This window comes from Enterobacter sp. BRE11 (assembly GCF_031844285.1).
Taxonomy (GTDB): domain Bacteria; phylum Pseudomonadota; class Gammaproteobacteria; order Enterobacterales; family Enterobacteriaceae; genus Pantoea.
This window is the reverse complement of the sequence record NZ_JAUZUX010000006.1, coordinates 101,529-115,191: the sequence shown is the minus strand read 5'-3', so window position 1 is coordinate 115,191 and position 13,663 is coordinate 101,529. Positions and strand designations below refer to the sequence as shown.

Below are 13,663 nucleotides of genomic sequence, written 5' to 3'. Positions count from 1 at the left end.
GGCTCAGACGCCAAGCCGGTCGCGCAGCGCATACCAGGCGGCACCCATCGCGGTCAGCGGCACCTTAAAGCGCCGCCCGCCGGGGAAAGGCAGGTGCGGCAGCTTCGCAAAGGCGTCGAAGCGTTCCGCATCGCCGCGCAGCGCTTCGCAAATCAGCTTGCCGGCAAGGTGCGTGCAGGTGACGCCGTGGCCGCTGTCGCCCTGCATAAAGTAGACGTTGTTCTCCAGCCGTCCGAACTGCGGCAGCCGTGACAGCGTCAGCAGGAAGTTGCCGCTCCAGCGGTAGCTGAAGGAGAGATCGCGCAGCTGCGGAAAGGTGCGCAGCAGTTTGGGGCGGATCAGCGCCTCGATGTCGCCGGGATCGCGCGCGCCGTAGACCACGCCGCCGCCGTAAAGCAGCCGGTTATCCGCCGTCAGGCGGAAATAGTCGAGCAAATAGTTGCAGTCTTCGACGCAGTGATTATTCGGCAGCAGCGCCAGCGCGCGATCGCGGCTCAGCGGTTCGCTGGCGAGGATCTGCGATCCGCACGCCATGCTGTTGCGCGTCAGGCGCGGCTCCAGCTGCGAGGGCAGATAGGCATTGCCGGCGAAAAGCACGAAGGTGGCGCTTACCTCGCCGTGCTCCGTTTTCACCCGATTGGTCGTGCCGTAGGTCAGCGCCGTCGCGGCGGAGCCTTCATAGATGCGCCCGCCGTGACGGCGGATCGCCTCCGCTTCACCCAGCGCCAGGTTAAGCGGATGCAGATGGCCGCCGCGCCGATCCAGCAGGCCGCCGACGTAGCGCTCGGTGGCGATTTCGCGCCGGATGCCGCGCTCGTCGAGCAGCTCCAGATGGTGATTGCCATACTTTTCCCACAGCTTCTGCTGGTGGCGCAGGTGATTCATCTGCCGCGGGTTAAGCGCGGCGAAGATATTGCCGGGCCGGTAGTCGCAGGCGATGGCGTAGCGGTCAATGCGGTCGCGAATGATCTCCGCGCCCTCGAACATCATGCTGCCGAGCATGCGCGCGCTCTCTTTGCCGTAGCGCTGTTCGATGACGTCCACGTCGCGGCTGTAGGAGTTAACCACCTGACCGCCGTTGCGGCCGCTGGCGCCGAAGCCGACGCGCGCCGCCTCCAGCACCACCACGTCATAGCCCGCCTCGGTGAGGTAGAGCGCGGCGGAGAGGCCGGTAAAGCCCGCGCCGATCACGCAGACGTCGCACTGGATGCTCTCCTGCAGCGTCGGCCAGGGCGCATGGTCGTTGGCGGTCGCCGCGTAGTAGCTTTCAACATGTTTCATCTCAACCTCCTGCCTGCGAACTGCTCAGAAATTAGCGGGCGTATGAGCGCTGACGATACGGCAGGGCTGCGCCGAGAGATTGGTGAAGCTGTGCGGCAGCCCGGTATCGATCACATAACTTTCGCCCGCGTTAAGGTGGTAGCTTTGTCCGTTGACCACCAGGGTGATCTCTCCCTCCAGCAGTGTCCCGGTCTCTTCGCCCGGATGACGCAGCTTTTCCCCGGTGCTGGCGCCGGGCTGATAGGTCTCCAGCAGCATGCCGAGCGAGCGCTTCGCCTGCCCGTTGTCCACCAGCTTCAGCGACACCCCCTGGCTGCCGATCTCCACCAGATCGGCTGGCCTGACGATCACCTTCGGCGCGTCATGGTGTTTGGGTTCGGAGAAGAACTCCGACAGCGACAGCCCGTACACCTTCAACAGCTTTTGCAGCGTGCTGACTGCCGGACTCACCTTGTCCTGTTCAATGGTGCTGATGGCGCTATGGGTTAAACCTGACAGTTCAGCGGCGCGGCGCTGAGACAATCCCAACTCTTGCCGGATTTGCGATAAGCGTCGTCCAGGCGCCAGAGCGGCATCGTTCATGGTGATTTTTCCTCGTGATAGTGCTGTGCGGCGTGGATAAACCCCGCGAAAAGGGCGCGGGAGGCGTCGTTCTGTTCCGGCTGCCATTCGGGATGCCACTGCACCGCCAGGGCGAAGGGATGGTGGCGCAGGCTGACCGCTTCGATCAGGCCATCCGGCGCGCGCGCCTCGATGCGCAACTGCGGGCCTGTTTCGCGGATGCCCTGATGATGCAGCGAATTCACCGCCCGCATCGCGTCGCTGCCCAGCAGAGAGGCGAGCAGGCCGTCCGCTTCAGGAAAGATGTCGTGCGCCAGGGCGTACTGCTCATTTAGCGGCAGCGTCGGCGCAGGATGATGTGCCAGCCCGGTTTTGCGCGCGTCGAGATCGCGCCACAGCGCGCCGCCGTTGGCGACCACCAGCTCCTGCATGCCGCGGCAGATGCCGAACAGCGGCATCCTGCGGCTGATGGCCCAGGTAATAATAGCGAAGGCGAGCCGGTCGCGGCCGGGATCGGCATGCGGCTCGCTGCCCGCCTCGCCGTAGTGCCAGGGTTCGACATTGCTGGTGCTGCCGGTGAGCATCACGCCGTCGAGCCTCTCCAGCGCCTGCTCCAGCAGATGCGGCGTCGCGCAGAGCTGCTGGGGCAGGGCAAGCGGCACGCCGCCCGCCTGGGCTATCGCCGACAGATATTTGTTATGCACCGACTGGGTGAGATGGCCATCATGATCAATCTGGCACATCGCTACGCCGATCAAAGGGTTGTTAAAAATAATGCCCATTTCACTCCTCGACTCGCTGTTCAAAAAATTCACCGATCGGGCCCGCAGCGGGTAAAAACGTGCAATATTTTTTCAATCTAGCAATGCGCTGTTTGTTTCTCAAACAGATTTGTTACATTTGCACACTTTTTGTGTTGGCGCTATGTTAGAGGAGTGGCTGTTATTTTGAGCATTGCGCAAACCAATCAACGGTAGAAGGCGGGTGGGATATGACGAACCTCGTGGAAGTAGAAGACTTCACGCGTCACAGTGAAGAGAGACGAACCAGCGCGTTCCAGCTTGAAGTGAAAAACTGGCTGGAACGCCACCCTGAAACGCAGTATGTCGATATTTTATTAAATGATTTAAACGGCGTCTTTCGCGGCAAACGTATTCCAGTAACCGCGCTGGCGAAACTGGAAAAAGGGTGTTATTTCCCCGCCTCGGTTTTCGCTATGGATATCCTCGGCAACACCGTCGAAGAAGCTGGCCTCGGGCAATCTCTCGGCGAACCAGACAACCTCTGCATGCCGGTTCCCGGCACTTTAGTTCCCTCCGCTTCCGATCCTGCGCACATCGCCCAACTGCTGTTGACCATGTGCAACCAAGATGGCACTCCCTTTGACGTTGAACCCCGTAATGTCCTGAACCGGCTGTGGCAGCAGCTACGCAACCAGGGACTTTTTCCGGTGGTAGCGGTAGAGCTGGAGTTCTATCTGGTCGACAAGGCCCGCGACGCCGAGGGCTATATTCAGCCGCCGTGCGCACCAGGCAGCAGCGAACGCAATATGCAGAGCCAGGTCTACTCGGTGGATAATCTCGATCACTTCGGCGCGGTGCTGCGCGATATCGACGCGCTGGCGCGCCAGCAGAACATTCCCGCCGACGGCGCGCTGGCGGAAGCGTCGCCCGGCCAGTTTGAGATCAACCTGCACCATACCCGCGACGTGCTGAGCGCCTGCGACCATGCGGTACAGCTTAAAAGACTGATCCGTCAGGTGGCGGAGAACCACGGCATGACCGCCACCTTTATGGCCAAACCCTATGAAGAGTATGCGGGCAGCGGCATGCACGTGCATATCAGCATGCTGGACGCTGCCGATCATAACGCCTTCGCCGCCGATGACGGCAGCGACTCGCCGCTGCTGAAGCGCGCGCTGGCGGGCATGCTCGACCTGATGCCCGCCTCGATGGCGCTGCTGGCACCCAATGTCAACGCCTATCGCCGCTTCGTGCCGGATGCCTACGTGCCGCTGCGCGCCTCCTGGGGCCATAACAACCGCACCGTGGCGCTGCGCATTCCCTGCGGCGATGTGGAAAACCACCGCGTCGAGTACCGCGTCGCGGGCGCGGACGCCAACCCTTATCTGGTGATGTCGGCGATTCTGGCGGGCATTCTGCACGGTCTGGATACCGCGCTGCCGCTGCCGCTGCCGCAGCCGGTGCAGGGCAATGGTCACGAGGCGGAGGGCATCCCGCTGCCGGTGCGCCAGAGCGAAGCGCTGTTTGAATTTGAAAGCAGCTTTCCGCTGCAAAAACTGCTGGGCGAGCGCTTCGGCGCGGTGTGGCACAGCTGCAAGCGCCACGAGATGATGCAGTTTGAGCGGCTGGTCACCGCCACGGAGATTGACTGGATGCTGAAAAACGCCTGAGAAAAAAGTCGCTATACTTATCAGCGGGTCTTGTGTTTTTGCATCACTTTAGGGCAGAATACGCGGCCTGCAAAATTCCGAATATAACCGATGCTTTTAAGAGCCTCGGTTATTTTTTTTGCATGTACTTAACCGATTTGCATGAGGCCGGGCACGCCCGGATAGATACACGTTAAAAAACGCGCAAGCGTACGAACTGAGGAAACAAAGATGGGGATGTTATTCATTCAGCCAGCCCGCGCTGGCTCTCGCTTCCGTGATGACTACGGCGCCGTGCAGGCTCATAACGCCGCCTTCCTCGCTCCCGTGATGCAATCCGCCCAGGGAGGTCTGAAACATGTCGCTTGATACCTCAGCACCACAGCGTGCCCACCTGAAAAAATCTCTGACCCTGCTTCCGGTCGTCATGATTGGCCTGGCCTACATGCAGCCGATGACCCTGTTTGATACCTTCGGTATCGTGTCGGGTCTGACCAGCGGTCACGTCGCCACCGCCTACGCCTTCGCGCTGATTGCGATTCTGTTTACCGCCGTAAGCTACGGTAAGCTGGTACGCCGCTTCCCATCTGCGGGCTCCGCTTATACCTACGCTCAGAAGGCGATCAGTCCGCACGTCGGCTTTATGGTCGGCTGGTCATCCCTGCTGGACTACCTGTTCATGCCGATGATCAATATTCTGCTGGCGAAAAACTATTTCGAAGCGCTGGTGCCGGGTATCCCGTCATGGATCTTTGTGGTGCTGCTGGTGACATTTATGACAATGTCTAACCTGCGCGGCATTAAAACGGTGGCCAACTTCAACAGCGTCATTGTGGTGCTGCAGGTTGTGGTGATGATCGGTATTACCGGCATGGTGATTTACGGCGTGGCGCACGGCGAAGGCGCGGGCACGCTCACCAGCTCGCAGCCGTTCTGGTCCGCTGACGCCCATGTGGTGCCGATGATTACCGGCGCGACTATCCTCTGTTTCTCGTTCCTGGGCTTTGACGGCATCAGCTCGCTGTCGGAAGAGACCAAAGACGCGGAGCGCACCATTCCGCGCGCGATTTTCCTGACGGCGCTGATCGGCGGCCTGATCTTTATCGTGGCCTCCTACTTCCTGCAGCTCTACTTCCCGGATATCTCGCGCTTTAAGGATCCCGATTCGTCGCAGCCGGAAATCATGCTCTACGTGGCGGGCCACGTGCTGCAGTTCGGCATCCTGATCTTCTCGGTGGTGACCGTACTGGCGTCAGGTATGGCAGCGCACGCGGGCGTGTCGCGTCTGATGTACGTGATGGGCCGCGATGGCGTTTTCCCGGAGCGTTTCTTCGGCTATATCCATCCGAAATGGCGCACGCCGTCGCTGAACGTGCTGCTGGTTGGCGTGGTAGCGCTGATGGCGATCCGTTTTGACCTGGTGACCGCAACGGCGCTGGTGAACTTCGGCGCGCTGGTGGCGTTTACTTTTGTGAATCTGTCGGTGATCGCGCAGTTCTGGATCCGCGAGAAGCGTAACCGCACGCTGCGCGACCATATCAACTATCTGGTGCTGCCGGTGCTCGGTGCGCTGACGGTGGGCGCGCTGTGGATTAACCTGGAAGAGAGCTCGATGGTGCTGGGCCTGATTTGGGCCGCCGTGGGCATTGTCTATCTCGCGTTTGTTACCCGCAGCTTCCGTAATCCGGTGCCGCAGTACAGCGAAGAAGTGTAATTCGCCTGCGGTGAAAAAGGGGTGAGGCGCAAGCCTCACCCCTTTTTTATGCGCGTCTCCGCACTTACTCCGCCAGCACCAGCTCCCAGCTGCCTTCGCTCAGCGCGCTGCGCGCGGCGGCGCTGAGCTGCGTATCGGTCACGATGCTGTCGAAACGCGCCAGCGGCAGCGCCAGGAAAGTGGCGATTTTGTTGTACTTCGAGCTGTCGCTCAGCAGCACGCGCTTACTGCTTACCTCGCTCACCGTCTGCTTCACCATGACCTTGTCTTCGTCGGGGGTAAACAGGCCGCGCGGACCCCAGCAGGAGGCGGAAATAAAGGCGATATCGATCGCCAGATGGCGCAGGCTGCGCGCCGCGCTTTCGCCTACGCAGGAGCGGTTATCGCGACACACCCTGCCGCCGGTGTGAATCACCCGACAGCCGCTCGCCTCCATCAGCAGGTTGGTCACCATAAAATCATTGGTCACCACCAGCAGATCGTCGCGCTCCAGCAGCTCGCGCGCCAGCGCCAGCGTGGTGGTGCCCGCATCCAGATAGATACAGCTGTTGCGCGGAATATGCTGGGCGGCGTAGCGGCCTATGGCGTTCTTCTCGGCGTTATAGAGCGTCGTCTTCATCTGATGCGACGGCTCCGCCGCCAGCCGGTCGGCCGAACGCACGCCGCCCGAGACCGACAGCACCGCGCCTTGCTCCTCCAGCTTCTGCACGTCCCGCCGGATCGTCATATGCGACACGCCGAGCCGTTCTGTCAGTTCGGCAATGCTGACCACGCCGCGCTCGGCGACCAGCGCCAGGATCTGCTGATGACGTTCAATCGGTATCATTTCTGCACTCCATGCTTATCAATTTTTCACAGTGTAAAGCATTTGCCAGATCGGCTGAATGGAAAAAATTGCCGCCATGCCTAGCTGTATATTTAATAATGCTCTTACATTTCAGAATGATGTGTTGATTGTGAAGAAATGTTCTTAATCAGTCCGCTAAGTGAAAATATGTGACACAAGACACGTTTATCCCCCCACAATCCTGCCAGTATTAACAACATCAAACAAATAATCACTTAAATTAACAACGGAGGCCGACAGTGCCACTCTCAAACGTCTGTGTTATCGGGTTAGGGTCAATGGGGATGGGCGCGGCGACCTCCTGCATTCGCGCCGGGCTGAATACCTGGGGCGTCGATCTCAATCCCGCCGCGCTGGAGATGCTGCGCCAGGCGGGCGCACGCGATGCGCAATCCTCCGCCGACGGCTTTGCTGACCAGCTGGAAGCGGTGCTGCTGCTGGTGGTAAACGCCGCGCAGGTAAAGGGCATCCTGTTCGGCGACAGCGGGCTGGCGGCGAAGCTGAAGCCGGGCACCGTGGTGATGGTCTCGTCGACTATCTCCGCGCAGGACGCGCAGCAGATTGAAGAGCAGCTGGCGCAGCATCAGCTGCTGATGCTCGACGCACCGGTCTCCGGCGGCGCGGCGAAGGCGGCAACCGGCGAGATGTCGGTGATGGCGTCCGGCAGCGACGCGGCGTTCGAGCGCCTGCAGCCGGTGCTGGATGCGGTGGCGGCTAAGGTATACCGCGTCGGCAGCGAAATCGGCCTCGGTTCGACGGTTAAAATCATTCACCAGCTGCTGGCGGGCGTGCATATCGCCGTCGGCGCGGAAGCGATGGCGCTGGCGGCGCGCGCCGGCATTCCGCTCGATACCATGTATGACGTGGTAACCAACGCGGCGGGCAACTCCTGGATGTTTGAGAACCGCATGCGTCAAGTCGTGGACGGCGACTACAGCCCGAAATCGGCCGTCGATATTTTCGTTAAGGATCTGACGCTGGTGGCGGATACCGCCAAATCGCTGCGCTTCCCGCTGCCGCTCGCCTCCACGGCGCTCAATATGTTTACCGAAGCCAGCAACGCCGGCCATGGCCGTGAAGACGACAGCGCGGTGATCAAGATTTTCAGCGGTATCGAACTGCCGCAGGCAAAGAGGTGAGCATGACGCGTGTAGGCATTATCGCCGACGACTTTACCGGCGCCACCGATATCGCCAGCTTTCTAGTGCAGAACGGCCTCTCTACGATCCAGTTCAACGGCGTGCCGCAACAGCATGACGCGCTGACCGCGCAGGCGATTGTGATCAGCCTGAAGTCGCGATCCTGTCCGGCAGGGCAGGCGGTGGAGCAGTCGCTCGCTGCGCTGCGCTGGCTGCAGGCGCAGGGCTGCGATCGCTTCTACTTCAAATACAGCTCCACCTTTGACAGCACCGAACAGGGCAATATCGGCCCGGTCACCGATGCGCTGCTGGCGGCGCTGGGCGAAACCCAGACGGCGATCTCGCCGGCGCTGCCGGTCAACGGACGCACCGTCTATCTGGGCCATCTGTTCGTCGGCGAGCAGCTGCTGAGCGACTCCGGTATGCGCCATCATCCGGTGACGCCGATGACCGACAGCAACCTGCTGCGCCTGATGGCGCGCCAGTCATCCGGTAAAGCGGGGTTAATTGCCGCGCCGCTGCTGGATCGGGGCGCGCAGGCGGTACGTGAGCAGCTGAACGCATTAAAGGCGCAGGGCGTTAACTACGTGGTGCTGGACGCGCTCAACGAACAGCATCTGCTGACGCAGGGCGAAGCGCTACGTGATATGCGCCTGGTGACCGGCGGCTCTGGCCTGGCAATCGGGCTGGCGCGCCAGTGGGCCGAGGGCGGCAGTGCGGGCGCCGATGCGGAAAACGCAGGCCGTCCGCAGGGCGGGCGTGCCGTGGTGATCTCCGGTTCCTGCTCGCAGATGACCAACCGGCAGGTCAGCGCCTATCGTCAGCTGGCTCCTTCCCATGAGGTCGAGGTGACGCGCTGTCTGGAGAACGCCGAGGCCTACGCTCAGGCGCTGTGCGACTGGGTGGTAGCGCACAGCGACCAGCCGCTGGCGCCGCTGCTCTACGCCACCGCCGATGCGCAGCAGCTGCAAAAAATCCAGCAGCAGTATGGCGCGCAGCGCAGCAGCGAGGCGGTCGAGCAGCTGTTCGCCGCCGTGACGCGCGAACTCAGCGCGCGCGGCTGGCAGCGCTTTATCGTCGCGGGCGGCGAAACCTCTGGCGTGGTGGCGCAGAGCCTTGGCGTCACCGGGTTCCATATCGGCCCGACGATTTCACCGGGCGTGCCCTGGGTGCGGGATATTTATCAACCGCTGTCGCTGGCGCTGAAATCCGGCAATTTCGGCGACGAAGCGTTTTTCCGCCGCGCGCAAACGGAGTTTGCCCATGACTGAACAACAGGCCCGCGAAGAGATGGTGAAGCTGGGCGCCTCTTTTTTCGCCCGCGGCTACGCCACCGGCTCCGCCGGCAACCTTTCCCTGCTGCTGCAAGACGGCAATCTGCTGGCCACGCCGACCGGCTCCTGCCTCGGTGAGCTGGAGGCCGATCGCCTGTCGAAGGTGACGCTGGCCGGCGAGTGGCTCTCCGGCGATAAGCCGTCAAAAGAGATCGCCTTTCACCGCGCGCTCTATATGAAAGATCCCGACTGCAAGGCGGTGGTACACCTGCATAGCCACTACCTGACTGCGCTCTCCTGCCTTGAAGGGCTGGACGCGCAGAACTGCATTCGTCCGTTCACCCCTTACGTGGTGATGCGCGTCGGCGACGTGCCGGTGGTGCCGTACTACAAGCCCGGGGATGAACGCCTGGCGGAAGATCTGTCGCGGCTGGCAGGCCAGTATCGCGCCTTCTTGCTGGCGAACCACGGCCCGGTCGTGGTCGGCAAATCGCTGCGCGAAGCCGCCGACAATACCGAAGAGCTGGAAGAGACCGCCCGACTGATGTTTACCCTGGGCGACCGCGCTATCCGCTATCTCAGCGACAGGGAAGTGGCGGAATTAAGGAGCCGATAATGCCGAAGTTTGCCGCAAACCTCTCAACGCAGTTTAACGAAGTGCCCTTTACCGAACGCTTCGCCGCCGCGGCGCAGGCGGGCTTTGAGGCGGTGGAGTTTCTCTTTCCCTACGACTATCCGGCGGCGCAGCTCAGGCAGCTGCTGGACGAGAACAGCCTGAAGCTGGTGCTGTTCAACACCGCGCCGGGCAACGTCGCGGCGGGCGAGTGGGGCGTGTCGGCCATTCCCGGCCGAGAGGCGGAGGCGCGCGCCGATATCGACCGTGCGCTGGAGTATGCGCTGGCGCTTGCGGTGCCGCAGGTGCACATCATGGCCGCCACGGTGCCGCCGGGCGCCGATCGCGCGGCCTACGCCGACACCTTTGTGCGCAATATGCACTATGCCTCGGAGCGCTTTGCGCCGCACGGCATCAACCTGCTGCTGGAAGCGCTCAATCCGGTCACTAAGCCGGGCTATCTCTATGCCAGCCAGTATCAGACGCTGGAGATGGCGGCGCGCATCGATCGCCCCAATGTCTTTACCCAGCTCGACCTGTTCCACGCGCAGCTGGTGGACGGCAATCTCAGCCACCTGATCCGCGAGAACCTCGGCCGCTATCGCCATATCCAGATCGCCTCCGCGCCGGATCGTCACGAGCCGGATGAGGGCGAAATCAACTATCCCTGGCTGTTTAACCTGCTGGACGAGGTGGGCTATGCGGGCTGGATCGGCTGCGAATATATTCCGCGCGGTAGCACGCTGGACGGCCTCGGATGGTTCGCGCCCTGGGCGAAAAAATCCTGAAGAGGCACTGAACACCCCGGCGTGGCGACGCCGGTTTTAATGCTGCATCTGGGCCAGACATTACCCTACTCATTATTCATATAAAGATAACCCTATCTGAGGTTTACCATGTCCACCGCACTGCTGTTAGCCATTGCCACCGCCAGCATTGTTATCCTGCTGCTGCTGGTCATTAAGGCCAAAGTCCATCCCTTTGTTGCCCTGCTGATCGTCAGCCTGCTGGTCGCCATCGCGACGGGCATTCCGGCTGAAAAGATTATGGAAACCATTATGAGCGGCATGGGCGGCCTGCTCGGCCATATCGCCATTATCATCGTGCTGGGGGCGATGCTCGGCGCGGTGATTGAGGCCTCGGGCGGAGCGGAGTCGCTGGCTCAGCGCTTCAGCAAAAGCCTAGGCATCCGGCGCACCGTCGCGGCGCTAACCATGGCGGCCTTTATTCTCGGCATACCGGTGTTTTTCGAGGTCGGCTTTATTATCGTTATTCCGCTGATTTACGGCTTTACCAAGGTGGCGCGCGTCTCGCCGCTGAAGTTCGGTCTGCCGATGGCGGGCGTGATGCTCACCGTGCACGTGGCGCTGCCGACCCATCCGGGTGCGGCGGCGGCGGCAGGCATTCTGCATACCGACATGGGCTGGCTGATGATGATCGGCCTGGCGATTTCGGTGCCGGTGGGCATTATCGGCTACTACGTCGCGAAAGCGATGAATCGCCGCCAGTACCATCTGTCGGTAGAGGTGCTGGAACAGCTGCAAATGGCGAAGCCGAAAGGCGCGGAGAAGAAGAACGAGCCGGCGCCGCCGGGCGCGCTCACCATCGCCGGGCTGATTGTGGTGCCGATCCTCCTGATTGTGCTCGGCACGCTCTCCCACTCGCTGCTGGCGGCCGACAGCCTGCCAGGTAAAGTGATGACGGTGATCGGCACGCCGCCCATCGCGCTGCTGATTGCGCTGGCGCTGGCCGCCTGGCTGCTGGGCGTGCGTCGCGGCTGGAGCAGGGACAAGCTGGAAGATTTGACCGGCCGCGCCATTCCGGGATCGGCGAGCGTGATCCTGGTGGCGGGCGCAGGCGGCGCCTTCGGCAAAGTACTGGTGGAGTCGGGCGTCGGCAAGGCGCTGGCGCTGACGCTGGAGACGCTGCATCTGCCGCTGGTGCCCGCCGCCTTTATTCTGTCGCTGGCGCTGCGCGCCTCGCAGGGATCGGCCACGGTGGCGATCCTGACCACCAGCGGACTGCTTACCTCCGCGGTAAGCGGCACCAGCGATATGGAGCGGGTGCTGGTGACGCTGGCGGCGTGCTTCGGCGGTCTGGGGCTGTCGCACGTTAATGATGCGGGCTTCTGGGTGGTCACGCGCTATCTGGGGCTGTCGGTCGGCGACGGCCTGAAAACCTGGACGGTGCTGACCACCATCATGGGGCTGAGCGGCTTTGCGCTGACCTGGCTGGTGTGGGCGCTGGTGTAACCGGCTTATGACATTTCTCCCCCGGAGGGTGGAGGAGAAAAGGAGAAGAGTGCGCACCAGCGCATCGTTATATCTTTATGAGACCAGTTCCTGCGCGTAGAGATAAAGCGCTTTGAGCTGCGCCATCTTCTCTGCATCCCCTTCATGCAGGCTCGCCAGCGACTCCAGCTCCAGCAAAAATGCCTGCACGCGCTCGGCGTTTAAGGCTTCGCGGCGGTGCTGCAGCCAGCGCTGCTGCTCGGCGTCATCCAGCGTGCCGGGGAAGTTGCGCGCACGGTAGCGGAACAGCAGCTTCGCCACGCGTGCATCCTGGAAGGTGAGGTCCATCGCCGGCAGGTTGGCGGGCGCGGTCTGACGCAAAATATTCATGCCTGCGCGATCGGCGTCGCTAAAGAAGCCGTCATAGAGCTGCGCGTCGACATCGTCCGGCGTGCTAAAGGGTTCCGCCTCGGCGAAGAGGGTGACCACCTTCTCACGCACGTCGGCATGCTGACGCAGCAGCGCCAGATTCGCCAGGCAGGCCTCACGGTCGATTCCCAGACGCGCCGCATCTTCCGGGCGCAGCGTGTTGGCCGGCGCCAGCACCGGGCACTTGTTGATATGCACCAGCTTAATCGGCACCGACGCTTCGTCGTCGGCCAGATCGCTTTTACGCGTGTAGAGCCGCTCGCGCAGCGCATCCGCGTCCAGCTCCAGCAGCGGCGTCATATCGCCTGCCAGATCGGCGACGATCAGCGCGTTGCGGTTGTCCGGATGCCACGCCAGCGGCACGACCCAGCTGGTATTGCCGCGCGCCGCGCCGAACATGCCGGAGACATGCACCAGCGGCTTCATCTGCGGAATGTCGATCAGCGTCATCAGCTTATTTTTATTGCGATGCGTAAACAGGAACTCAAACAGCTTCGGCTGTTTCTCTTTCACCAGCTTCGCCATCGCCAGGGTGGCGTGGACGTCGGACATGGCGTCGTGCGCGTTCTCATGCGCCACGCCGTTGGCTTTGGTGAGGTGCTCCAGCTTAAAGCTGGGAAAGCCGTCCTCATTTTCCGGCCAGACGATACCGTCGGGGCGCAGCGCGTAGCAGGCGCGCATCACATCGAGCAGATCCCAGCGCGAGTTGCCGTTTTGCCAGCTCCAGCCGTAGGGATCGAAGAAGTTGCGGTAGAAGATATTGCGCGTGACTTCGTCATCGAAGCGCACATTGTTGTAGCCCACCACGCAGGTCTGCTCTTCGGTAAAGAGCGCATAGATGCGGGCGGCGAACTCCGCCTCCGATACGCCGCGCGCGCGCGCCACCTGCGGCGTAATGCCGGTAATCATTACCGCTTCCGGCTGCGGCAGATAGTCGTCTGCGGGGCGGCAGTAGAAAATCTGCGGCTCGCCGACAGGGTTAAAATCGCTGTCGGTGCGCAGCGCGGCAAACTGCGCCGGACGATCCAGCGACGGGCTTTTACCGAAGGTTTCATAATCGTGAAACAGAAAAGTGCGTTCAGAGGCGGGCACGAGCATATCCTGTACTGAGAAAACAACGCACAGCATAGTCGCTTGCGTCGCAGGTCACAACCACGCCTGCGCAGCAGGCAGGCTGGTCAC

At 61.8% G+C, this 13,663-nt stretch carries 12 protein-coding genes; 7 read left to right on the top strand and 5 right to left on the bottom strand.

Annotated elements, in window-relative coordinates; all coding sequences use genetic code 11:
- Window positions 1–3: 3 nt before the first annotated feature.
- Genes Q9R34_RS08155 through puuD form a run of 3 tightly spaced genes read right to left on the bottom strand, consistent with a single transcriptional unit; the run spans window position 4 to window position 2,624 of the window.
- Window positions 4–1,281 (bottom strand): NAD(P)/FAD-dependent oxidoreductase, encoded by a 1,278-nt coding sequence (locus tag Q9R34_RS08155; RefSeq protein WP_485893065.1) that lies wholly within the window; start codon window positions 1,279–1,281, stop codon window positions 4–6.
- A 24-nt stretch (window positions 1,282–1,305) separates the two neighbouring features.
- Entirely contained in the window at window positions 1,306–1,863 is a 558-nt protein-coding gene (gene puuR / locus Q9R34_RS08150) for an HTH-type transcriptional regulator PuuR (protein WP_434122927.1), read from the bottom strand.
- On the bottom strand, window positions 1,860–2,624 hold the full coding sequence (gene puuD / locus Q9R34_RS08145) for a gamma-glutamyl-gamma-aminobutyrate hydrolase (RefSeq protein WP_485893064.1): 765 nt from the start codon (window positions 2,622–2,624) through the stop codon (window positions 1,860–1,862). The genes puuR and puuD overlap by 4 nt, the downstream gene beginning before the upstream one ends.
- Window positions 2,625–2,833: 209 nt before the next feature.
- Between puuD and Q9R34_RS08140 the strand changes: the two genes are divergently transcribed.
- Window positions 2,834–4,255, top strand: a complete 1,422-nt coding sequence (locus Q9R34_RS08140) for a glutamine synthetase family protein (RefSeq protein WP_485893063.1) — start codon at window positions 2,834–2,836, stop codon at window positions 4,253–4,255.
- 337 nt (window positions 4,256–4,592) lie between these two features.
- Complete coding sequence (locus tag Q9R34_RS08135) at window positions 4,593–5,948, top strand: APC family permease (RefSeq protein WP_434122930.1); 1,356 nt, start codon at window positions 4,593–4,595, stop codon at window positions 5,946–5,948.
- A gap of 64 nt (window positions 5,949–6,012) precedes the next feature.
- Here Q9R34_RS08135 and ygbI read toward each other — a convergent pair whose 3' ends face one another.
- Window positions 6,013–6,774: a DNA-binding transcriptional repressor YgbI gene (gene ygbI, locus Q9R34_RS08130; protein ID WP_485893062.1), complete on the bottom strand. Its 762-nt coding sequence runs from the start codon at window positions 6,772–6,774 to the stop codon at window positions 6,013–6,015.
- Between the two features lie 260 nt (window positions 6,775–7,034).
- Here ygbI and ltnD point away from each other — a divergent pair, with 260 nt between their 5' ends.
- From ltnD to Q9R34_RS08105, 5 genes are all read left to right on the top strand, one after another.
- The gene (ltnD, locus tag Q9R34_RS08125) at window positions 7,035–7,934 is read left to right on the top strand and encodes an L-threonate dehydrogenase (RefSeq protein WP_485893061.1); all 900 of its coding nucleotides are present in this window, start codon (window positions 7,035–7,037) and stop codon (window positions 7,932–7,934) included.
- A 2-nt stretch (window positions 7,935–7,936) separates the two neighbouring features.
- Window positions 7,937–9,205, top strand: coding sequence for a 3-oxo-tetronate kinase (gene otnK, locus Q9R34_RS08120; protein ID WP_485893060.1), 1,269 nt, complete (start codon window positions 7,937–7,939; stop codon window positions 9,203–9,205).
- Window positions 9,198–9,824: a 3-oxo-tetronate 4-phosphate decarboxylase gene (otnC, locus tag Q9R34_RS08115; RefSeq protein WP_485893059.1), complete on the top strand. Its 627-nt coding sequence runs from the start codon at window positions 9,198–9,200 to the stop codon at window positions 9,822–9,824. The genes otnK and otnC overlap by 8 nt, the downstream gene beginning before the upstream one ends.
- Entirely contained in the window at window positions 9,824–10,609 is a 786-nt protein-coding gene (locus tag Q9R34_RS08110; protein WP_434122935.1) for an HPr family phosphocarrier protein, read from the top strand. Before otnC ends, Q9R34_RS08110 begins: the two co-directional genes overlap by 1 nt.
- 108 nt (window positions 10,610–10,717) lie before the next feature.
- A complete protein-coding gene (locus Q9R34_RS08105) occupies window positions 10,718–12,073 on the top strand; it encodes a GntP family transporter (protein WP_485893058.1) in 1,356 nt (451 codons plus the stop codon).
- A gap of 75 nt (window positions 12,074–12,148) precedes the next feature.
- Here Q9R34_RS08105 and sbcB read toward each other — a convergent pair whose 3' ends face one another.
- A complete protein-coding gene (gene sbcB / locus Q9R34_RS08100) occupies window positions 12,149–13,579 on the bottom strand; it encodes an exodeoxyribonuclease I (protein WP_485893131.1) in 1,431 nt (476 codons plus the stop codon).
- Between the last annotated feature and the right edge of the window lie 84 nt (window positions 13,580–13,663).